The following is a 21,042-nucleotide window of genomic DNA, read 5'->3' as shown; positions in this document are numbered from 1 at the left end:
CGCAAAAGTCGCGCAAAAGAAAAAGGACTCAGGTCATTTCTGACCTAAGTCCTTGATTTTATTGGTGCGGCTGGCAGGATTCGAACCCACGACCCCTTGGTTCGTAGCCAAGTACTCTATCCAACTGAGCTACAGCCGCTGAGCCGTCGATTATAGCAGGGTGAAAACCAATCCCCTGGCCCGTCGATAAGAACGACGTCTTACGTGTCCGGCTGGGTGCTCGCAGCCAGCGTGAAATGAAAGCTGGCGCCCATGCCGGGTGCCGCTTCAGCCCACACGCGCCCCCCATGTAGCTCGACAATGCGCCGCACGGTAGCCAAGCCGACGCCGGTTCCAGGAAATTCACTGGCCGGATGCAGCCGTTGAAAAGGACTGAACAACTTGTCCGCGTGAGCCATGTCGAATCCCACGCCGTTGTCACGCACGGAAAAAATGGTGGCGTCCTCCTTTTCCATGCTGTGCCCAACAAACTCGATGCACGGCTGCGCTTCGCGCGAAGCGAATTTCCAGGCATTTCCGATCAGATTGGCAAGTACCTGCTTCAGCAACCGGGGGTCGCCTTCGGCCCACAATCCAGCCTGTACCTTAACCTTCACGCCGGCAGCCGGATCGCGTTCGCGACATTCGGCGATGACATGTGTAGCCAACTCACTTAAGTCCACAGGCGTGCGAAGGGCCTGCGTCCGGGCGATTTGACCAAGCGACAGCAACCCTTCGATCAAAGCATTCATCTGCTGCGCGTTGTCCCGAATCCGCTGGAGGTAGTGCAGCCCCTTGGGGTCGAGACGCTGGGCATGCCGTTCGACAAGCGCCAGGCTGAATCCGTCAATTACCTGAAGCGGCGCACGCAGGTCGTGAGAAACGGAATAGGAGAACGCCTCAAGCTCGCGATTGGCCGCGTGCAGTTGCCCGGCACCGCGCTCCAGCGCCGCATTGAGGGCGAGCACCTCTTCCTGCCGGCGCTGCAGTTCCGCGTTCAGGCGCAGTGCTTCCTCATAGGCCGAAACCAACAGGTCCAGGATCTGGCGCCGGCTGGAGTTGATCGTGTATTGGCTATCGCCGATGGCCAGTGGAAGCCGGGGGTCGTCGGCCGCGCCCCGCGCCTTGGCGTTGGCGTTGGCGAGCAACTGGCTCACTCGCGACAGCAGCGCCTTCTGGTCGTAGGGCTTGCGGACGAAGTTATCGGCTCCGCATTCCAGCGCCAGCGCGATATCCTCTACGCCCGCAAGCGATGTCACCAGCATCACCGGCAGGTCGTGCAGCGCCTCGTCGCCTCGGATGGCGCGACACAGGGCATAGCCATCCATCTCCAGCATGCGCACGTCGCTGATGACCATGGCGGGTCGCCGTCGGCGTACGGCTTCCAGCGCAACACGGCCGTTGGCCGCCAGCCGGACCGTGTAGCCACTGCCTTCGAGAAGGCGCTTGAGGAGGTCCGCCTGCAGGGGATGGTCTTCAGCCACCACGATTTCCGTGGCCCCGGGCGATTCAGGCAGTGGCGCGTGCACCTTCTACTCCTAGGGAATCGATGTATGCGGTCAGGCGCCGCCATTCATGCTCGAACGCTTCCAAGCCCGCCTGGGCCCGAGTCCGGTCATTGGAGCGGCTGGCATGGTCGATCCGTTCGCATGCCACTGCAAACCCCAGCGCACCGAGCATTCTGCTCGCGCCCAGCATCCGGTGGGCAAAGTGTGTAACCTGCGCCATGTCGCCGGACGAGACGGCATGCCTGAGATGGGCGGCATCTTCAAGGGTCGCACGGCGAAAAATGGCGAGCACGTCCCTGAGGGTTGCCTCCCCGCCGCCCCAACTTGCCTCGATCAGCGCCTTGTCCACCGGAACGTCTGCGGAGTCCACGCGAGCCGCGCCGGATCGCCCGGCGGCCTCCGGAATCGGACGCCATTTCTGGAGTTTTTTCAGCATCTGCGAAAGCTCGACCGGCTTGACCAGGTAATCGTCCATGCCGGCGTCGAAGCACTTGGCGGCTTCTCCGCTCAGGACATTGGCGGTACACGCGATGATCGGCACCCTGCTGCGCCCTTCGGCCAGCTCGATGCGCCGGACCTCACGCGCGAAGTCGTAACCGTCCATCACTGGCATGTGGCAATCGGTGATGACCAGCCCGAATTGCCCTGACCTCCACTTCTCCAGCGCCTGCCGGCCGTCCTCGGCGCTTTCCGAGGCATAGCCCAGCGCCTGCACTTGCCGCACCAGGAGCGCGCGATTGATAGGATGGTCGTCCACCAGCAGTATCAGCGTACCCTCGGTTTGGGCCTCCGACACGCTGGGCGCCATGCGGCGCCTGCCCGATAGGGTGGGCATCGTGGGCGCGCCGGCCCGCTCGTTCTCCAGCGTCTCGCGTGACTCGCCTATCGGCAGCGACAAGGCAAGGGTCATGGTGGTGCCCTCCCCGGGCGCGCTCACCATCTCCACCGAGCCTCCCATCATTTCGGCCAATCGCCGGCAGATGGTGAGGCCCAGGCCGGTGCCGCCGGCCAGCGCCCCGTCTCCTACCTGGCTGAAGGGCTGAAACAGCCGCTTCTGGTCCTGGCGCGATATGCCGATGCCGGTATCCTTCACCGAAAGGCGAATGTGCTCATGTCCATCAGACCTGGAAAGCAGCTCCGCCTTGATCTCGATCGAGCCTTTCGATGTGAACTTGATCGAGTTGCTGATGAAATTGTTGAGTATCTGGTACACACGCCCCGGGTCCACCAGCAGCGCCGGGCTGATCCGGGAATCGACGCTGTGCTGGATCAGCAGGCCTTTGGCGCTCGCAGTGCCGCTGTAGATATTGCGCACCCCCTCGATCACCTGCCTGATCGAGGTGCTTTCCGGCCGGACTTTCAGCTTCCCGGCCTCCATCATCGAAAAGTCGAGAATGTCATCGATGATGCGCAGCAAGGACTTGCTGGACTCCCGCACCGTATTGAGGATGGTGTGTTGCTCACTGCTGAGTTCGCTCAGCCCCAGCAGCTCCAGCATGCCGAGCATGCCGTTCATCGGGGTCCTGATCTCATGGCTCATGGTGGCCAGGAAGGTGCTCTTGGCGCGATTTGCGGCATCCGCCGCCTCGCGGGCAGCAACGATCTCGGTGGTCCGCTGCTCCACGCGCTGCTCCAGCTCCTTGTTCAGGTTAATGGTGCGCTCCTCGACCTGCTTGCGTTCCGTGATGTCTCGCAGGAAAGCGCTGAAGCTCCACTCCCCCTTGATCTTGATGGGGGTGATCGCCAGCTCGATGGGGAATTCCCGGCCTTCCCGGTTCACCGCTGTGATCTCTATGCGCCGGTTGAGCACAACGCCTTCACCGGTGGCGAGAAAACGCTTGAACCCGGCAGTATGGGCTTCGCGATGTTGCGGCGGAATGCACAGCTCCGTCATCGGCCTGCCAACGGCGTCCTCGCGCTTCCAGCCGTAGGTCGCTTCGGCCTGCGCGTTCCAGTCGGTCACGATGCCCTTGGCATCCATGGTCAAGACGGCATCCAGCGCCGTGTCGATGGTGAGGCGCGTGCGTTCCTCGCTTTCACGCAGCGCCTCGACCACCTCGCTCAGCTGCCGCGTTCTGTCGGCGACGCGCTGTTCCAGCTGGAGAGTCAGCTCGCTCAGCTGGGCGTTGCGTTTCTGCAGTTCGTCCTGCAGGTGGCGCGTTTCCGTCACGTCCCGGGCGATCCCGAGCAGATAGCGCGGCTGACCCCCTTCGTCGAAGATCGCCAGCTTCTTGGTCTGCAAAATGCAGATGCCCCGATGGCGGGTGTGGATCGGCTCCTCGAAAAAACCGACGAGGCCCCCCGCGAGTACCTCACGATCCTTGGAGGTGAAGTGGTCCGCCTCCTCCTTCGGAAAGAAGTCGTAGTCGCTCTTGCCATGCAATTCGTCGCGCGAGTAGCCCAGCAGTTCCTCGCCCGCGCGGTTGACGCGGACGAAGCGCAGGTCCGTGGCGTCCTTGACGAAGATCATGTCCGGGATGTTCTCGACCACCGAATCCAGGAAGCCATTCGCCATCCCGATTTCGATCGAGTGCTTCTCCAGCGATTCCCGTATCTGGGCCAACTCCCGGTTGCGCTGGATGGCGGCATCGTAGGTGGAAAGCAGCAGGTTCAGGATCTGAAGGCGATCGGCGGTGATGAAATGCCTGCGGTCGTTGAAGTAGATCTCCACCCCCATGCCCACATCCTGCGGCCGGCGCATTTCGCGGTTCACGAGCACATAGCGAATGCGGCTGAGCAGATAGCGCTCGTCGTAAGGCTTCAGGACGAAATTGTCGGCCCCGCATTCAAGCCCGCGAATCACGTCCTGCGGGTCGGACATCGTCGTGACCAGGATCACCGGGATGTCCGAGAAATCGGCCCGCGCCTTGACGCAGGTAGCCAGTTCGTACCCGTCCATTTCTGGCATGTTGACGTCGCTGATGATCAGGTCGGGACGGAACCGGGGCAGCATTTCCAGGGCGAGCCGGCCGTTGCCCGCGATGCCCACTTCATAACCTTGCTGCTCAAGACTATGGCGCAGCCGCTGGGCCTGCGTGGCGCTATCTTCGACGACAAGGATCTTTGCGGGTGCGGTGGCCTGCTGCCCTGTTGGTTTCATGGGTAGTTCTCCGTATGCATTCAGCGTTTGGTGAGGGCGATCAACGCGGGGCCGATGGCGTCCGCCGCCAGCACATGCGAAGCGCCGCCCAGGGCGATCGCGACGCCCGGCATGCCGTGCACCGCCGAGCTTTCCCGATCCTGCGCTATCGTGACCGCGCCCTTGTCCCGCAGCAGCTTCAACTCGGCCGCGCCGTCCTTGCCCATTCCGGTCAGCAACACGCCCAGGGCGTTGGGGCCGTGGACTTCGGCGAGTGACCGGAACAGAGCGGATACGGCCGGCCGCAGATGGCTCAGCGCAGCCTCCCGCGTCAAGACAATCGCGCCGCCGGGGCCAATGCCCATATGGAAATCGTCGGGCGCCAGGTAGACATGCCCGGGGAGGGGCTGGGTTCCGTAGGAGGCGATGTGGATCTGCAATGCCGTGGTCTGATTCAACCAGTCGGCCATCCCCGGCAGGAAGCCGTCCGCAATGTGCTGCACGATCAGGATCGGCACGGGGTAGTCCTTCGGGAGCGCGGCCAGGATGGTTTGCAGCACCGGCGGGCCGCCGGTCGAGGCGCCAATTCCAACCACCTTGACGTTCGCTGCGGCACGCTGCGTTTGCGCGGCCCCCGCCGAACCTGATACCACCGCTGCCGCGGAGGCTGGGCGGCCGGTTCGAGCCGTGCGGCGCACGACCTTGACTTCGGACATCAGCCGCACCGTTTCCAGAAGATGCGCGGCCGTCGCTTCGAAATGCTCGTGTCCCCGGCGCAAGGGCTTTTCGATGCAGGCAATGGCACCGGCTTCCATGGCCCGGAACACGATGGCCGTGTCCTTGACGTCCATATTGGCGCTGCAGATGACAATGGGCACCGGCTGCGTCTCCATGATGCGGCGCGTCGCCTCGAAGCCGTCCAGGCGCGGCATGTGGATGTCCATCAGCACCACGTCGGGTCTGCTGTTTTTCAAGAAATCGAGCGCGGCTTCCCCATCGCCAACGGAGCCTATGACACAGATTCGCGGATCCGACTCGAGTAGATGCACAAGCAGAAGGCATGCGACCTTCGAGTCCTCGACCACCAACACCTTGATCTTGCGGTTCAAATCAGCCGCCCGACTGCTTCGAGCAGATTGCTCTGGTCAAAACTGCTCTTGACCAGGTAGGCATTGGCGCCCACGTCGATGCCGCGCTCCCGGTCCTGGCGGGCTTCCAGCGCGGTCACCAGCACCACCGGCAGTTCCGCCATTTTCCTGTCGGCGCGTATTCTGGCGGTGAGGTCGAAACCGTTCAGCCGCGGCATCTCCACATCGGAAACCACCAGGTCGAACTGCTCGCTGCGCAAGAGCGCGAACGCATCCAGTCCGTCCACCGCTGTCCTGACGCGGTAACCCGCCGACTCCAGGATGCCCTTGATCAGCATGCGCGACGTGATGGAGTCTTCCGCCACCAGGACGGCCTTGGCCTGCGCCAGCTTCGGCTGTTCGATCACGCGAACCGCCGAGCCCGCCAGCTTGCGGGCCGACTTGAGCAGATCCGCCACGTTCAGTATGAGGGCAACCTGGCCTGAACCCAGTACCGTTGCGCCCGCGATATTTCGCACTCGCGACAGGGGCTTCACCAAGGGCTTTACCAGCACTTCCTGTTCGTCTAGCACGGCATCCACGGCGAACGCCACGCGCTGATCGCCGCTGCCCAAAATGATGACCGGGAAGGTGTCCGATGGGGCCTCACCTTTTCCCGTTCTCGGCACCTGCAGCACGTCCGCCAGCCTCGTCAGGGCGAGCGCACGCCCCTCGAACGACACCGTTTCCCGGCCTTCCACGGTCCTGATGTCGTCGATCCTGGCACGCGTGACCCGCTCTGCTTGCGTCGTCGGGACGATCAACAACTGTCCGGCGGCCTGTAGCAGGACACCGCGAAAGGTAGCCCGCGTCGCCGGCAGGACCATGCGAAATGCAGCCCCCTGGCCCGCGCGGCTCTCGACGGTGACCTCTCCGCCGAGTCTTTCCGCCTTCTCGCGAACGATGGCCAGCCCCAGCCCCCGGCCGGACAATTGCGTGATGATGGGGCTGGTCGAGACGTCGGACTGGAAAATGAGCGCCTGCGTTTCGCTCTCGCTGAGCCGGCCCGCCTCATCGGCTGCGATGAGGCCAAGCGCGACCGCCGAGGCCCGCACTTTGCCCGCGTCGATACCCGCGCCATCGTCGGACAACAGCACCTGCACTTTCCCCGCGCTCAACTGGGTCACGGTGAGCGCGATCGTGGCACGGGGCGGTTTGCCGCGCAGGCTGCGTTCAGCCGGCGACTCGATGCCGTGGTCGATGCTGTTGCGCAACAAATGGATCAGCGGATCCTTTATCTCCTCCAGAATACGCTTGTCGAGCTCGACCTCCTCGCCGCGCACCACCAGCTCCGCCTCCTTCCCCTCATCGCGGCTTAGATCGCGCACCAGCTTCGGCAAGGGTGCCGAAATCGTCGCGAAAGGGAGCAGCAGCAACTTCTTGGTGTCTTCCAGTGAATCGTCGATCAGCTTGGTGACCGAGTACCGATCCTGGTCCGCGATTTGACCCAATGCCGTGGTTCTGCTTTCCATTGACTTCAGGTTTTCACCGCTCCAGTCAAAGAAGTCCAGCAGCCGCTCGAGCCCCGGCTGCCGCAGCCGACGCGCCTCCGGCTCGACGGCCGCCCAGGCTTTTCGCCACGCGCCGAGGCGATCGGTCACCTCGAGGAAATCGGCAACTCGCTGGCTGGCGGCGAGTTTGACGCTGAGCATCTCCTCGGCTTGGAGTAGCCGCGCCTCCAGCTTCGCCACCGCAACGCGCACCGTTTCTTCTCCAGCCGCGGGTTTTTCGGCGGCGACTGGCATAGCTGAAGCGGCCACGATCATGGGTGCGGGCGCTGGGACGGACGGCGGCGGCGGCGCCGGAGTTGCGGTTGAAGCCATGGCCTTGGTGACCGCGTCGAGCAAGCGGTGCAGGTGATCGAGGGCGCCAGGTGAAAAGACGGTATCCCCCCGCTTCCAGGAGGCCAGTACCTCCTCCAGCGACTGGCACCGCGATTCCACGCTCGGCAACTCAACCGCACGGGCGGCACCTTTCAAGCTGTGCGCGGCGCGGAACACCGTCTCCACGATCCGTCGCTGCGATTCGGGCACCCGCGTTTTTTCGAGCTCCATCAAGCCGGTCGAGATGGCCTGCAGGTGTTCCTGGGCCTCCACCGTGAAGGTGGCCCGGAGTTGCCGCAGGAAGTCCTGCTCCTTGGCGTTCATTTGCGCCCGGCCCGCTAGACCTGGTACCGGACGACCATCTGCTTGAGCCGCTGACCCAGTTCATTCAGGTTGCGGGCGGCGCCTTCCAGCTGTTTTGCGCTCGCCACGTTCTGGATGCTCGCTTGCCTGATGCTGTCCATCGCACCGCCGACCTGGTCGACCCCCACCAGTTGCTGCTGGCTCGAAACCGCGATCTGGGTGGCTGCCTGCGCCGCCTCATGGACGTTGTTGGCCAGTGTCTGGATCGAGGCGCCGGCCAATTCGCTCTGGCGAGTCCCCGCTTCGACCACTTTGCCGCCCTCGTCGGTGGCCATCACGGCCGCGCCGGTGGCCTTCTGGATATCGCCCAGGATGGCTCTCACCTGGTTTGTCGCCTGGCGCGATTGCGCGGCAAGGCTCTTGACTTCCTGCGCCACCACGCCGAAGCCCTTGCCGTGGTCGCCCGCCTTGGCGGCCTCGATGGCCGCGTTGACCGCTAGCAGGTTCGATTGGACCGCCAGGTCTTCCACCGTCGCGATGATCTGGCCGATCGCCTGGCTCTGCTCGGACAACCGGACCATGGTGGCCGCAATGGCGTCCATCTGCTGCCGGATACGGTTCATGCCCGCCACGACGCCCTCGGCGGACTTGCGCCCGCCCTGGGAGACTTGCGCTGCCTTCTGCGCCGCCTCGGAGACCAGCTTGGCCTTCTCGCTGGCCACCTGCGCGGTCTGCCGGACTTCTTCCACTGTGGTCGTCGTCTCGCTCACGGCGGCAGCCGACTGGCTGGCGCTGGCGGCAAGCTGGCTGGTGGAAGCCACGATTTCGCTGGCGGATGCGCCGAGCACCATCGCGCCATCGACCAGCTCCTGGATTTGTGCGCGCAGGTCCTCGGTCATCCGGGCGAACGCGTTGCCCAGAACGTCTTCGGCGGACTGGGGCGTGACGGACGTCCGCAAGTCGCCGCTGGCGATTTGTTCGGCGGCGGCTGCCATGGCTTGGAGCGACCGGGTCATCTGCCCGAACGCCCGCGCCAAAGCCCCCACTTCATCGCTGCGGCCGTCGTCCGGCAACTTGACCGCGAGGTCCCCGACCGTGATGCGTTCGGCCACCGCGGTCAGGCGCTGTAGCGGCCGCGCAATGTCGCGGGTGATCAGGAAGCCGACCAGCAATGCGATGGCCAGGGCGCTCAGCGTGCCGGCGACGATGACGGTCTTGGCGTTTTCCGCTTCGGCCTGCGCCGCCTGGGCACGAAGCTTGAGCAGGTCCTCCTCGTCCTGCCGTATCTGGTCGATGTGCTTTCGGATCTCGTCCATCAGCGCCCTTCCCTTGCCGGTCCTGATGAATGGAATCGCATCCGCGCCTTTGGCCCGGCGAAGCTCGACCACTTCCCGGGCGAACTCGATCCGGGTGCGCACCAGCGGCTCCAGCGCATCAAGACGCTGCTGGTGACGCGGGTTGTCCTGTGTGAGCTTGCGGACCTGCTTCATGCCAGGCTCTACCTTGCCGATCGCGGCCAGATAGGGTTCGAGGTAACTTTCTTCCCCGATCAGGCCATAGCTGCGACTGCCGATTTCGACATCCTTCAGCAGGGAGAACAGATTCTCGACTTCGCCTAACACCTCGTAAGTCTCCTGCCGTGCATCCGATGTCTCGACCAGCCGGTCCGTGCTGCGGTATGAAACCGTGCCGACGATCGTGAAAATGACCAGCGCGATGCCGAATCCGGTCGCGATCTTGGTTCCAACTGTCCATCTCATGCTGCGGCCCTTCCAGGGTTATTCATGTTTGTTTTCCACTTCTTCGTGCACGATGATCTTTGGGTCCGCCAGGATGCGATCGAGGTCCAGCACCACCACGCGGTCCGCGGTGACGCCCTTCAGATAATCAACGCGTATGCCGGTGAGCGTCGGCAGCGAGGCCTGCAGGCTGTCAAGGGCAAGCGGCCGCACGCCCGAGATCGCGTCGGCGAGCAGGCCGAATTCGAGATCGTCGTTCCGAACGAGAATGACACGGTGCATGTCGCTCAAACCCTGCTCGGGCAGATCGAAGAACTTCTTGAGGTCGATCACCGGCGTGATGCGGCCGCGCACGTTGACGACTCCGAGGATGAACGGCGGCGTGCAGGGAACGGGGGTCAGGTCCTTCAGGGGAACCACCTCGCTCACGTGGCGAGTCTCCAGCGCATAGGATTCCTGGGCGAGTCGAAATTCGAGAAGCTCCAATGACTCGGTGGCCACCGCGCCGTCGTGCCGTGGACGCGCCAAGGCCCGGGCCCGGGCACGAAGGATCGCCTTGGCAGCAGACGCGCCGTCGTTGGGATTACTCATGGGTGTGTGCAGGTCCGGTGATGGCACTGAGGGTGAGCGCCAGAGTTCCGGCCGTCAGGCCTCCCGATTCGGCCAGCAGGTCGCCCGCCTGGTAACGACTCAGCAGATCGCTGGTGTTGGCGAAATGCTTGCTGGCTTCACTTGGGCGGTTGCGCACGCGCGCCAGATTGCCGAGCGCAAAGTGGGCCAGCACGAAATCGGGCTGCAGATAGATCGCTCGCTGCAGGGAAGAGCGTGCCTGCTCCGGCTCGTCCTGTTCCAGCAGCACGGTCGCGCGAAGGTAGTGGGCGCCGGCGTTCAATTTGTCGGCGGCGATCCAGCGGTCGCACCAGGCCAGCGCGTCGCCAAGTTTTCCTTGGTTCGCCAGGGCACGCGCCAGCGCGGCAGGCGCCGGGGAATCGGGCGCGGCCTTGGCGGGTGCGGCCGGCGGGGTATCGACCCCCGGCGTGTAGCAGGCCAAGGAAGGCTTTGCGAGCCATCCGGCTTCCAGCGCAGCAGGGCGAGGTGCCGACCTTTTCTGGTAGAACACCGCGCCGGGAAAATTCACCGGGACGAACTGCCGGAACAGCGCCTGGGATGCTTCGCTGGGGCTGACCACCAGCCAGCCGCCTTCCGCGACGGTTTGATGAAACTTGCCGATCACCTTTTGGATCTGCGCCGGCGTGAAATACATCAACACGTTGCGGCAGAGAACGATATCCATCGGGCCGTTATCCGTCGCGGACGGCGGATAGGCGTCGTGCGCAAGATTGAGCGGCGAGAACTTGACCATTTCCCTGATTTGCGGATGGATGGCGAAGCGCCCGTCGGCTGTGCGCTTGAAATAGCGCTCCCGCAGTTCCACGGGTGCATTGCGGAACGACCACTCGCTATAGACGCCGGCCGCGGCCTTTTGCAGAAAGCGCGGGTTGATATCGGTCGCAGTGATGGACACCTGCCAGTCTCGCAAATCAGGCAATGCCTGATGCAAAAGAATCGCCATCGAATACGGCTCTTCGCCGCTGCAACAGCCCGCGCTCCATATCCGCAGTTGCTGCGCGCGACCCCGCCGGCTGCGGATCAACTCAGGCAGGATGGTCTGGCTGAGCGCCTGCATCGCCTGCCAGTCGCGGAAAAAATAGGTCTCGCCAATCGTCAGATGGCTGGCAAGCACCTCCAGTTGGGCTTTGGTCGGCGCGCGTGACAGCAGCCAGCCGGGATCTTGAAAACCCAGTTCCTGTGCTGCCGCGCTCAGGCCGCGCTGGAGGTCGTCCCAACGCTCGCGCGGGAAATGCAGCCCTATCCGGTCTGCGACGAACTCGCTCAGGTGGGCCCACGGGGGTTGCCTGACCGGGTCGTGGATCACGCGCTGCGCTCCAGCGCGGCGTCGAGGGAGACGGATTCTTCGTGGGAGAGAAATTTCTCCAGATCGTGAATTAATACCAGGCCATCGTCGTCCCTTGTCATTCCCAGGAACTGTTCCAAGCCGGGGACGGCTTCATCGAGAGCAATGACGTCGGACAGGTCGGCCTCGACCACACCCTGCGCCTGATCGATCACCAATACGACGGAGCGCGACACAGTGCGGGCGATCAGGAACTGGTCGCCCGGGTCGACATCGCGTTGCGGCAATCCAAAGCGCTGGCGCAGACACAGTACCGGCAGAACGCGGCCCCCCACGTCGATGGCACCCAGTACGGAGATCGGAGCCCCAGGCAGCGGCGCCACCTCGACAGCATTTACGATGCGATCGACGGATTCGAGCGGCAGTGCAAAACGTTGCCCGTGAAGATGAAACACAACGAATTGCATGAGTTCAGTGAGGCCCCCTCTCCGCAGCAGCTGGAACCGTGCTGCGGGCGTGGTGCAATTCGATGAGCGGCGCCAAATTTTCCCGTGTTAGTGGCTTGTTGATCGCACCGAGCAGGTTAAGCCGATAGTGTTCCGTAATCCTCACTATCGCCGCCAAGGGACCGGGGGCGAGTGAAGTGCAAATAATCAATGAGGGCTGGGGTTGCACGCCGCTGAGGTGACGTGCGAATCCGACGCCATCCATGCCGGGCATCGACAGGTCGGTGATGACGATATCCACCGGCCTTTCCGGATCGCGCACAACAGCCAGCGCGGACTCGCCATCCGCGGCACAGTGAACTACTTTCGCGCCGAGCTCAGTCAATAGCCGGGCCATCAGCTTGCGCTGAATAGCATGGTCTTCCACGATCAAGAGCTTAAGGTTTGCTAGTAGTGTCACGGGACGGCAGCATCCAAGGCATCGGGTGCTCGGGGGCGAGAGCCCCACATTGTTGAGATGGATTGCACCTTGGAAGGCCCCATCTGTCAATGAGGCATTAAGCAAACTCCTCCGCTCAGGCGATTCCCGCGGTCGTCCCGAGGTAGCGCTCCAACACCAACAATTCCGCCACCGTCGGCGCCCCCTTGCCGGTGACAACGGCGTACACATTGCCGCCAAAGCCAGGGCGCGGGAAGTAGTCCTGAAAGCCCCCGCCGATCAGCAACTGGTCCAGCGGGCTGGCGGCGAAGGTTCCGCTGCCGCTGCCGACCAGGACCGAATTGACACGCAGCCGCTGCGCCCCGGGCGCCGAGGTGAAGGTCACGATGGCCGGCGAATTGGCCGAGAGCGCGGTGGGGCTGGTCAGGTCCACTGTGTTGCCTGCGTGGTCCATGCACTTTGCTCGCGGCCGCGAATTGCTGAAAAGAAGCTCCGACGCATACATCGCGCCCGCGTTGGAAGCCTGGAACACCACGCCGCTGTTGCCGGCGCCCGGCACGCTCACGACGGCGATGCTGAAGTGCGGATCCTGGATGTCGTAGGGCACGCGGTTCCTGGGATTGGGCTGCAACTCGGCCACTGGAACGCTCTTCCTGCACCAGAGCGCGGTGGCATTCGCACCGGAGTGGTCCGAGCTCTTCCGGCCGTTGGTCACGCGCATCACCGGCACCGTCATGCTGCCCATGCTGCTGCTGTCGTTGATCCAGTTGACCATCTCCATCGCATTGCCCACGCTGGAGCCGTAGCCCGAGTCGGAAATGGCCCGCACCGGCTGCCCTGCCGCAGCGGGGGTGCCCTGCATGTAGTCGGTATAGCCATCGGCCAGTTCCCATTTGCAGGCGCTGTACTTGGCGATGATGGCCATGGCCGCGTCTTGCAAGCTGGTCGCGGCATAGGCGGCCGGATCGGCGAGTGAATAGATCTTTCGCGGCGGCGGCGGCGCCAACCCGCCTGAGGCGGTATAGGTGAGCGTTGCCACGCTATTGGCCGGGGGCGTGAAGGTGAAGGTGTCCTGCCCATTGGCGCCGGCCGGGATGGTCAGCTGCGTCTTGCTCAACGTGCCGCCGTTGCTGGAGCTGACCGTCATCGTCACGGCGCTGGCCAGATTGCCCCGCGCATAGACCGCGATGGTCGTCGGTGCGGAGCCGGCCCAGCCCGGGCCGTCGTCGAACAGCGCCGCCTGCGCAATGCTCGCCGAAGCCTTCATGATGCCCGACATGGTCGGCTCCAGCGTCTTGTTCTGGTGCCAACCCGGTACATGGTTGATAGCGTTGTTGTGCAACGTCCAGTGGGCGCCGCCGTTCCAGCTGTAGAACTCCAAGCCGTTCTGGCGCGCGTAGTTGACCAGCCGCCTGAACATTTCCTCCCAACGCGGGTCGTCCAGGGGCATGCCGGTTTCGGTCAGCGCCAGCTTGATGCCGCGCGGCTGGGCCCAGTCCACCGCCAGCTTCAGGCGATCGACACCGGTGTGCAGGCTGATGGAACCGGAACCGAAGCCCGCGTTGTAACCGCGAGCCACTTCGGTGTCGAAGTCGAAGCGCTGGCCGGTGCTGCCCGCGTCCAGGTACATGTGCACCTCATAGATCAGGTTGGTGCCCGTCAACGGCCAGTCGGGATTCTTGGTGGCCAGCGACATCGCCGCGCTCCACTCGTTGCCGCCCAGGTAGATCGGGTTGGCCGCATCCACCACCCGGATCGCATTGATCGCCGCCTGCGCATAGGCCGCCCAGATGTGCAGGTCCTCGCTGCCGCCGAATGAGCGCTCGATCTGGCCGGGCGCGGGCAGGTCGAAGGGCTCGTTCATCAGGCCGTAGCCGCCGAAGCCGGGATGGTCCTTCCACTTGATGGCGGCGCGGGTCCAGAAATCGTTCAGGTGCGACTGCCTCAGTGTGACGCCCGGTGCCAGGGCGACGATGCGTTCGAGGATCTGGGTGTTGTCGCTGGTGTAGGCGTGAACCAGCGGATTGACCGGATCCACCAAGCCGATGACCGACCCGTTCGACTGGAACTTGAAGTCGCGATAGCGGCCGTAGTTGTGCAAATCGATGATGCACTTGATGCCGGCTGACGCGTGGGCATCGAGCACTCCGGTGATGTACGACTCGTAGCCCGCATGGAAAGCGCCCGGCTCGCCGATGGCCGTCCTGGCGGCCGCGTTGGCCACGGTGTCGTGCAGCATCGGCTGCAACAGCTCCCACTGGATCGGCAGCCGGTTCTTGGTGAAGCCGTTGGCGGCAGTCCAGCCGACGTCGGCCTGGCGCGGTACCGTGAAGTGGATATTGGGAACGGTTCCCGAGCCAAAACGCAAGCCGACCTCGGCTGTTTGCATGCCCACCAGATTGACGCCGATGGCCAACGCAGTCGCAGGCACCGCCGGTGCGGGCGCAGGCGCCGGCGCCTCGGGCGGCGTCGGGTCCCGGCCCGGCGCATCCGGGAACCGGTCCAGCTCCGGCTCCGGTGTGGTGGGCGGACGGGCCGGCGCCGCATCATCCAGGCCCGGCGTCGGCGCCGCCGCGACGGTTTCACCGCCGCCACCACCACCGCCGCAACCACTCACCACCACCGCTGCGGCGGTCGCTACTTTGTTGAAATCACGTCTTTTCATTACCAGTGTTCCTGTTTCGATGCCAGGAAGTATCCCGGTCGAAGTGGCGCAAAACAGCGGTTGCCACGAGGAGAACAAGAGAAATGGATGGAGGCCTACTCCGCAGTCGGTGTGGTCCGACGCGCATGCAATCGCGACGCGTGCGGAATTACACGATCTCGAAATTGCTCAGTTGTTTTTCAACCCTCAAGCAATTCCGGCGGTCGTTCCCAAATAGCGTTCGAGAACACCAAGTTCAGCCGATGTCGGCGCGCCGCGGCCCGTAACGACCGCATACACGTTGCCGCCGAAGCCCTGTCGCGGGTAGTACTCCTGGTAGCCCCAGCCGATCATCAACTGGTCCAAGGGGCCGGAGGCAAAGGTGGTGCTGGCGCTGCCCACCAGGTTCGAGTTCACGCGGAACCTCTGTGCGCCCGGCGCGCAAGTGAACGTCAAGACCGCCGGCGTATTCGCCACCAGGCGGGTCGGGCTGGTCAACACCACCAACGCGCCCGTGCGGTCCACGCACCTGGCTTGCGGCTGGGAGTTGCTGAACGTGAGCTCCGACGCATACAGCACGCCCGAGTTCGACGCCTGGAACAGCACGCCGCTGTTGTTCAGCCCGGGCACGCTCACGACCGCCATGCTGAAGTGCGGGTCCTGCAGGTCATACGGCACAAGATTCCTGGGATTGGCCTGAATTTCCGCCAGCGGCGTCGTCTTCTTGCACCAGAACCCCGTGGTGTCGTAGACCGAATGGTCCGTGCTCTTGAGGCCATTGGTGACGCGCATCACCGGCACCCTCATGGTGCCCATGGATGGGCTGTCGTTGATCCAGTTGACCATCTCCATGGCATTGCCCACGCTGGAGCCGTAGCCCGAATCGGAAATGGCGCGCACCTGCTGGCCTTCATCCGCAAGAGCGCCCAGCATGTAGTCGGTATAGCCGTGCGCCATCTCCCATTTGCAAGCGTTGTACTTGGCGAGGATGGCCATGGCTGCGTCCGGCAAGCTGGTTGCTGCGTACGCCACCGGATCAGACAGCGAATAGACCTTGCGGGGCGCGGGCGGCGCGATGGACCCCGACGTCACCGTGTACGTGAGCGTGGTCACGCGGTTGGCCCCCGCTGTGAAGGTGAACGTGTCTTGCCCGTTGGCGCCGGCCGGGATGGTCAGCTGCGTCTTGCTCAGGGTGCCGCCGTTGCTGGAGCTCACCGTGAGCGTCACGGCACTGGCCAGGTTGCCGCGGGCATAGACCGTGATGGCCACGGGTCCAGAAGCGCCCCAGCCCGGGCCGTCGTCGAACAACGAGGCACTGTTGATGCCGGCGGACGCCTTCATGATGCCCGACATGGTCGGCTCCAGCGTCTTGTGCTGATGCCAGCCGGGTACATGGTTGATGGCGTTGTTGTGCGACGTCCAGTGGTTGCCGCCGTTCCAGCTGTAGAACTCCACGTTGTTCTGGCGCGCGTAGTTGGCCAGGCGCCTGAACATCTCCTCCCAGCGCGGGTCGTCGATGGGCATGCCGGTTTCGGTCAGCGCCAGCTTGATGCCGCGCGGCCGCGCCCACTCCACGGCGAGCTTGAGGCGCTCCACCCCCGTATTCAGGTCGATCTGCCCCGGGCCGAATCCCGCGTTGTAGTTGAGCGCCACTTCCGAGTCGAAGTCGAAGCGCTGGCCGCTGCTGCCCGCGTCCAGGTACATGTGCACCTCATAGATGAGGTTGGTGCCCGTCAACGGCCAGTCGGGGTTCTTGGTGCCCAGCGACATCGCCGCGCCCCACTCGTTGCCGCCCAGGTAGATCGGGTTGGTGGCATCGATGGCACGAATGGTGTTGATCGCGGCTTGCGCATAGACGGGCCAGATGTGCAGGTCTTCGGTTCCTGCGAACGAACGCACGGTTCCACCCGGCTCGGGCAGGTCGTAGGGCTCGTTCATCAGGCCGTAGCCGCCAAAGCCGGGATGGTCCTTCCACTTGTTGGCCGCGCGCGTCCAGAAATCGTTCAGGTGTGACTGCCTCAGTGTGACGCCGGGTGCCAGGGCGACGATGCGCTCGAGGATCTGCGTGTTGTCGGTGGTGTACGCATGGATGAGCGGATTGACGGGATCGACCAGGCCGATGACCGAGCCGTTGGACTGGAACCTGAAGTCGCGGTAGCGAGCGTAGTTGTGCAGATCGATGATGCACTTGGCGCCGACCGCCGCGTGGGCATCGAGCACACCGGTGATGTACGACTCGTAGCCCGCATGGAAAGCGCCCGGCTCGCCAATGGCAGCGCGCGCTGCGGCGTTGGCCACGGTGTCGTGCAGCATCGGCTGCAACAGCTCCCACTGGATCGGCAGCCGGTTCTTGGTGAAGCCATTGGCTGCGAGCCAGGCCACGTCGGAGCGGCGGGCCACCGTGAAGTTGACGTTGGGCAGCGTGCCCGTGCCGAAACGCATGCCAATCTCAGCCGTTTGCATGCCCACCAGGTTGGTGCCGATGGCCAGCGGTCCGCCGGGGGGAGCTGGCGCAGGTGTTGGGGCCGGCGCGGGGGCAGGTGTCGGAGCGGGCCCTGGCGGCGGGGGCGAAGGCGGTTCTATGGGTGAAGGTGATGGCGCAGGAGCGGGCGCGACAGGTGCAGGGGTCGGCTCTCCAGATGCGGGAGGCGGTGCAGCGCTGACGGGGCTTCCAGCCCCACCGCCACCGCCACCACCGCAAGCCGTCACGGCAACCGCAGCCGCGGCGGTTGCAACCTTGTTGAAGTCACGCCGTTTCATTGCGTGCCGCCCAAACGAGATGAAACCCTACTGCTGTTCATATGCACGCCTCTTACTTCGATGCACAGAAGTATCTGACGCTGGGCTTGAGGTTTGGGCCGCTTATGGCGAGGCTCAGCAAAAATGGATGCGCGCCTACTCGGCAATCGGCGCTGTCCGACATGGGGCTCTAGCGCGCCGTGAGGAATTGCACGAACGGCGGTTGCTGGGCTGGTAATGAGGCTCAGCGCCGACGTGCTGGTGCCTCGAACTCATCAGTATGGATCGCGAGTCAAAACAGCGCACCCGACGTGCGACAACTGCACATCCTGACCTCGATACTCTACCGTGGGTAGAAATCCTCAAGTGGATCACTAAAGAACGCTGGATAGCTCGAACGTATATCCCCTGCAAGTAGGCTTCGAGATCTGCCAAACCATCGTATGGCACAGGCTCAGATCAGCAAGCCAGCAGCACTCGGCCTACAACTTCACCAAGTATTGACCAGCGAAGCGCCTTTAGCTGTTTTCCTGAGGCGCAGCAACGACTTGCGGCCCAATCAACAGGGCCACCCGACGGCGATGAAAGGAATTTTTCCTAAAGGAGGCACTTTTTGCGCGTTCTCCCTGCTCGCCATTGGAAGAGGCTGCGGCAAGCAAGGCAAGCGGCCGCCTAGTCGCTGACCTTTCCCGAGCGCAGCGAAGCCGCACTCAGGGGCAAATGCAATGGGGCGGGCCCAACGCGGTGCCGAGGACGGCGAGCCGCCACGCGAGAGCGCGGCCCGGGGCGAGTGGGCACAGTGTTCGTGGCTCTCGCGCCGCAGGCGCGCACTGGCTATGGCTTTAGCACCTGTGCGAGGCGCAGACATAACGTGCGTCCCCTAAATTATTCAGTGACCAACGCTATACCTCACCAGAGGGAGTTGCCTGAGTCCGCGTAAATTCAAGGTACTCGAGAAGATAGGGCATGACGTCACTGGCCAATCGCTTGAACAAGTCATCCACGACCGGCCGAACCAGCTTTTCGGCGTCTTCCTCCGTCAAAGCGGCCTGCAGATTCACTCGGCGCGCAAACTCCCTCCCCCCGGCCTCTGGATCATGGCTGTACTCAAGCGGGTTGAATGCCTCAACAGGATCGGGAATGTTCCAGGCACCGACGCCGTTGTCACCCCATAGGCGTTGAATGCCGGCAATCATTTCCGCTTCGCCAAAGGCGCTTTTTGAATTCAGGTGCGGGAATCTGAAGTCGAACCAATCCTTCTGCGGATAGTCCGCGATTCTGGACCAACCAAGATCGCAAAAAAATCGCTCCCTTCCCTTTAGATCAAGGCGAAGAAACAGGAAGACGTTCGCGACACCCTGAAACGTCCACACATATCCTCGACCAAGGTCCGGCTTCCGTTTGGTTCTCTTGAAGTGAGGCCAGTGCACCTTGAGTTCTTGTTCGAACAGCTGGTACAGCGTCTTGGAATACTTCTTGTTCACTTAATACACTCCTCGATGATCATTTCGCCAAGAAACGCGCCTAAGCCGAGAAATCCTTCCACGACCTGAACAGTACCAGCATTGCCCGAAACCGAATCGAGAAGCTTTTTCGCTCTGGCGTCCGTCTTGAGTTCCTTGAAAGCAATCAGCAGACCCTCCTCGCCTTTGTCGATCATCGCCTGAAGTTGCTTGGCCGCTCGCGTAAACCCCCCGCTGGATGAACCTGTGGGCAGTTGATACTTAACTTCAATGTTCTTCACTTTGCCGCCCATCTCGACAAAGAAATCGATGACCGCGTTTGCACCATCCCTTTTTGTAGTCATTTTCTTGCCGGCGTTGAGTGTGGCCCCGCTCCCGGGCTTCAAGCAGTTTCGGATCAGCTTTTCCACGCCCTCTTCGACGAGCTTGCCCAGTCGCTGAAGCGCGCGCCCGCCGGCTTGCTTTCCACCTGTCAAAAAGGATTGACGAACAACGGTCAGTTGTATATTGATGGAGCTGTTGAGCTCCCCAAGAGAGAATCGCCCCGTCGGATCTGTGTTGTGCACCGGATCGCTATGCGCATAGGCATACCGGTTCAGCGAACGCGAATCGCCCTGCTTACCCTCGAACGGATCAGCCGAGATGAACCGCCCGATCTTCGGGTCGTACCACCGCGCCCGCAGGTATAGCAGCCGCGCATCCTGGTCCCAATATTCGCCCGTGTACAAGTGCTCCTGCTTCAGGCCGATCACCTGATCCAGATTGCCGAAGACATCAACATCGATCTGTTCGGTCGCATCACCATCGGCGTCCACTGCGCCCAGGCTCGTGCCCATATGGCCGTGCAGCGGAAACAGATCCTCCGCGGTCGTGCCATTCACGCGGGTCTGCCTAATCAACTGCAGGCCTCGCACATAGGCCGTGCGGCCGCCGTCCTTGGTCTCCAGCGCCACTTGCGCGGGGCTATAGCTAGCGTCGATGACGTAGCTGCTGGCTTGGGTGCCGCCTTTCTTGACCCGATTGCCGCTGGCGTCGTAAGAATAGCTGACGATCGAGGTCGCAGCCTGCGCCTCCGCTTGCGTCGCACCAACGCGAATGTCGATCAGCCTGCTCTGCGGATCGAAGCGATGGAGGCTGACCTTTCCTGGCTCGGTCTTGGTGGCAAGATTCCCGTTGACGTCCCAGGTGTACGTCGTAACTCTACTGCCGCCGGGCACCAGGCTGACGCTTTCCTGCGTGAGCCGGTCGGCCTGGTCGTACGTGTAGGTGGTGATCTCGAAACCGGCCGCCGTTGTCACCGTTTTCTTGGTGCGGTTACCCCCGGCGTTGTACTCGTAGACCGCATCCGTGATCGCACCGTCCCTCGCCATCGTCTCACGCGTCAGGCGCGCATTGTTGTCGTACTCGAACGCCTGCGTCTTCGTTGGCGTGCCAGCGAACTTGCCGGCCGCGCTGTCATAACTGCTCGCGCGGTACGTTTCGATCTTAGTGATCGTGCCGCCGTGTCCGCGAGTAAACGCTTGGCCGACAAGCAGCGTTTCGACCGCGCCAGCCTGCTTGACCTCGGCGACCGAAACGATCCGGTCGGCGCTGTCATAGCGGTTGTAGGTGACCAGCGTCTGCGCCTGGCCGGCCTTTGCGTTAAGGTCACGCTCGACCATGCTGACGCGCCCGGCCTGGTCATACGTGTAGCGCGCTTGCTTGCCGTCCGGTGCGGTGACCTTGACCAGGCGACCCGCGCCATCGTATTCGCTCTTCGTCGTGCCGGCGCTACCGATGGTGCGTTCAACAACGTTCCCCTGCGCGTCCAGCGAGTAGTTGATCTGTCCCAAGGGACT

General features: G+C 63.3%; 13 protein-coding genes and 1 tRNA gene. All 14 read right to left on the bottom strand.

Annotated features, from left to right (window positions below):
- Nucleotides 1-62 precede the first annotated feature (62 nt).
- Nucleotides 63-139 (bottom strand) — tRNA-Arg (locus HNE04_RS21290).
- 61 nt (nt 140-200) lie between these two features.
- On the bottom strand, nt 201-1,508 hold the full coding sequence (locus HNE04_RS21285) for a sensor histidine kinase (RefSeq protein WP_172223750.1): 1,308 nt from the start codon (nt 1,506-1,508) through the stop codon (nt 201-203).
- Nucleotides 1,489-4,587, bottom strand: coding sequence for a response regulator (locus tag HNE04_RS21280; RefSeq protein ID WP_172223748.1), 3,099 nt, complete (start codon nt 4,585-4,587; stop codon nt 1,489-1,491). Before HNE04_RS21280 ends, HNE04_RS21285 begins: the two co-directional genes overlap by 20 nt.
- Before the next feature lie 20 nt (nt 4,588-4,607).
- On the bottom strand, nt 4,608-5,657 hold the full coding sequence (gene cheB / locus HNE04_RS21275) for a chemotaxis-specific protein-glutamate methyltransferase CheB (protein WP_328700384.1): 1,050 nt from the start codon (nt 5,655-5,657) through the stop codon (nt 4,608-4,610).
- Nucleotides 5,658-5,671: 14 nt separating this feature from the next.
- Nucleotides 5,672-7,840 (bottom strand): hybrid sensor histidine kinase/response regulator, encoded by a 2,169-nt coding sequence (locus tag HNE04_RS21270; protein ID WP_172223745.1) that lies wholly within the window; start codon nt 7,838-7,840, stop codon nt 5,672-5,674.
- 14 nt (nt 7,841-7,854) lie between these two features.
- Nucleotides 7,855-9,579: a methyl-accepting chemotaxis protein gene (locus HNE04_RS21265; RefSeq protein WP_172223743.1), complete on the bottom strand. Its 1,725-nt coding sequence runs from the start codon at nt 9,577-9,579 to the stop codon at nt 7,855-7,857.
- Nucleotides 9,580-9,597: 18 nt separating this feature from the next.
- Nucleotides 9,598-10,149 carry a chemotaxis protein CheW gene (locus HNE04_RS21260; RefSeq protein WP_172223741.1) on the bottom strand — a complete coding sequence of 184 codons (552 nt, stop codon included), beginning with the start codon at nt 10,147-10,149 and terminating at the stop codon, nt 9,598-9,600.
- The gene (locus HNE04_RS21255; RefSeq protein WP_328700377.1) at nt 10,142-11,494 is read right to left on the bottom strand and encodes a CheR family methyltransferase; all 1,353 of its coding nucleotides are present in this window, start codon (nt 11,492-11,494) and stop codon (nt 10,142-10,144) included. The genes HNE04_RS21260 and HNE04_RS21255 overlap by 8 nt, the downstream gene beginning before the upstream one ends.
- Nucleotides 11,491-11,940 carry a chemotaxis protein CheW gene (locus HNE04_RS21250; RefSeq protein WP_172223739.1) on the bottom strand — a complete coding sequence of 150 codons (450 nt, stop codon included), beginning with the start codon at nt 11,938-11,940 and terminating at the stop codon, nt 11,491-11,493. The genes HNE04_RS21255 and HNE04_RS21250 overlap by 4 nt, the downstream gene beginning before the upstream one ends.
- Nucleotides 11,941-11,944: 4 nt before the next feature.
- Nucleotides 11,945-12,346, bottom strand: a complete 402-nt coding sequence (locus HNE04_RS21245) for a response regulator (protein ID WP_328700383.1) — start codon at nt 12,344-12,346, stop codon at nt 11,945-11,947.
- A 148-nt stretch (nt 12,347-12,494) separates the two neighbouring features.
- The gene (locus HNE04_RS21240; RefSeq protein WP_172223733.1) at nt 12,495-15,023 is read right to left on the bottom strand and encodes a cellulase family glycosylhydrolase; all 2,529 of its coding nucleotides are present in this window, start codon (nt 15,021-15,023) and stop codon (nt 12,495-12,497) included.
- Nucleotides 15,024-15,209: 186 nt separating this feature from the next.
- The gene (locus HNE04_RS21235; protein WP_235965250.1) at nt 15,210-17,465 is read right to left on the bottom strand and encodes a glycoside hydrolase family 5 protein; all 2,256 of its coding nucleotides are present in this window, start codon (nt 17,463-17,465) and stop codon (nt 15,210-15,212) included.
- 1,178 nt (nt 17,466-18,643) lie between these two features.
- A complete protein-coding gene (locus tag HNE04_RS21230) occupies nt 18,644-19,225 on the bottom strand; it encodes a hypothetical protein (RefSeq protein WP_172223728.1) in 582 nt (193 codons plus the stop codon).
- Nucleotides 19,222-21,036: an RHS repeat domain-containing protein gene (locus HNE04_RS21225; protein ID WP_172223727.1), complete on the bottom strand. Its 1,815-nt coding sequence runs from the start codon at nt 21,034-21,036 to the stop codon at nt 19,222-19,224. The genes HNE04_RS21230 and HNE04_RS21225 overlap by 4 nt, the downstream gene beginning before the upstream one ends.
- Between the last annotated feature and the right edge of the window lie 6 nt (nt 21,037-21,042).

It is taken from the genome of Caenimonas soli (assembly GCF_013155545.1).
Classification (GTDB): Bacteria; Pseudomonadota; Gammaproteobacteria; order Burkholderiales; family Burkholderiaceae_C; genus Ramlibacter; species Ramlibacter soli.
Note: the sequence above shows the minus strand (reverse complement) of the source record. Positions and strands in the feature narration are given on the sequence as shown.

Coding starts and splice junctions, on each gene's coding strand:
- HNE04_RS21270 (WP_172223745.1), bottom strand. CDS start 7,840: ATGAACGCCAAGGAGCAGGACTTCCTGCGGCAACTCCGGGCCACCTTC.
- HNE04_RS21240 (WP_172223733.1), bottom strand. CDS start 15,023: ATGAAAAGACGTGATTTCAACAAAGTAGCGACCGCCGCAGCGGTGGTG.
- HNE04_RS21250 (WP_172223739.1), bottom strand. CDS start 11,940: ATGCAATTCGTTGTGTTTCATCTTCACGGGCAACGTTTTGCACTGCCG.
- HNE04_RS21260 (WP_172223741.1), bottom strand. CDS start 10,149: ATGAGTAATCCCAACGACGGCGCGTCTGCTGCCAAGGCGATCCTTCGT.
- HNE04_RS21265 (WP_172223743.1), bottom strand. CDS start 9,579: ATGAGATGGACAGTTGGAACCAAGATCGCGACCGGATTCGGCATCGCG.
- HNE04_RS21280 (WP_172223748.1), bottom strand. CDS start 4,587: ATGAAACCAACAGGGCAGCAGGCCACCGCACCCGCAAAGATCCTTGTC.
- HNE04_RS21235 (WP_235965250.1), bottom strand. CDS start 17,465: ATGCAAACGGCTGAGATTGGCATGCGTTTCGGCACGGGCACGCTGCCC.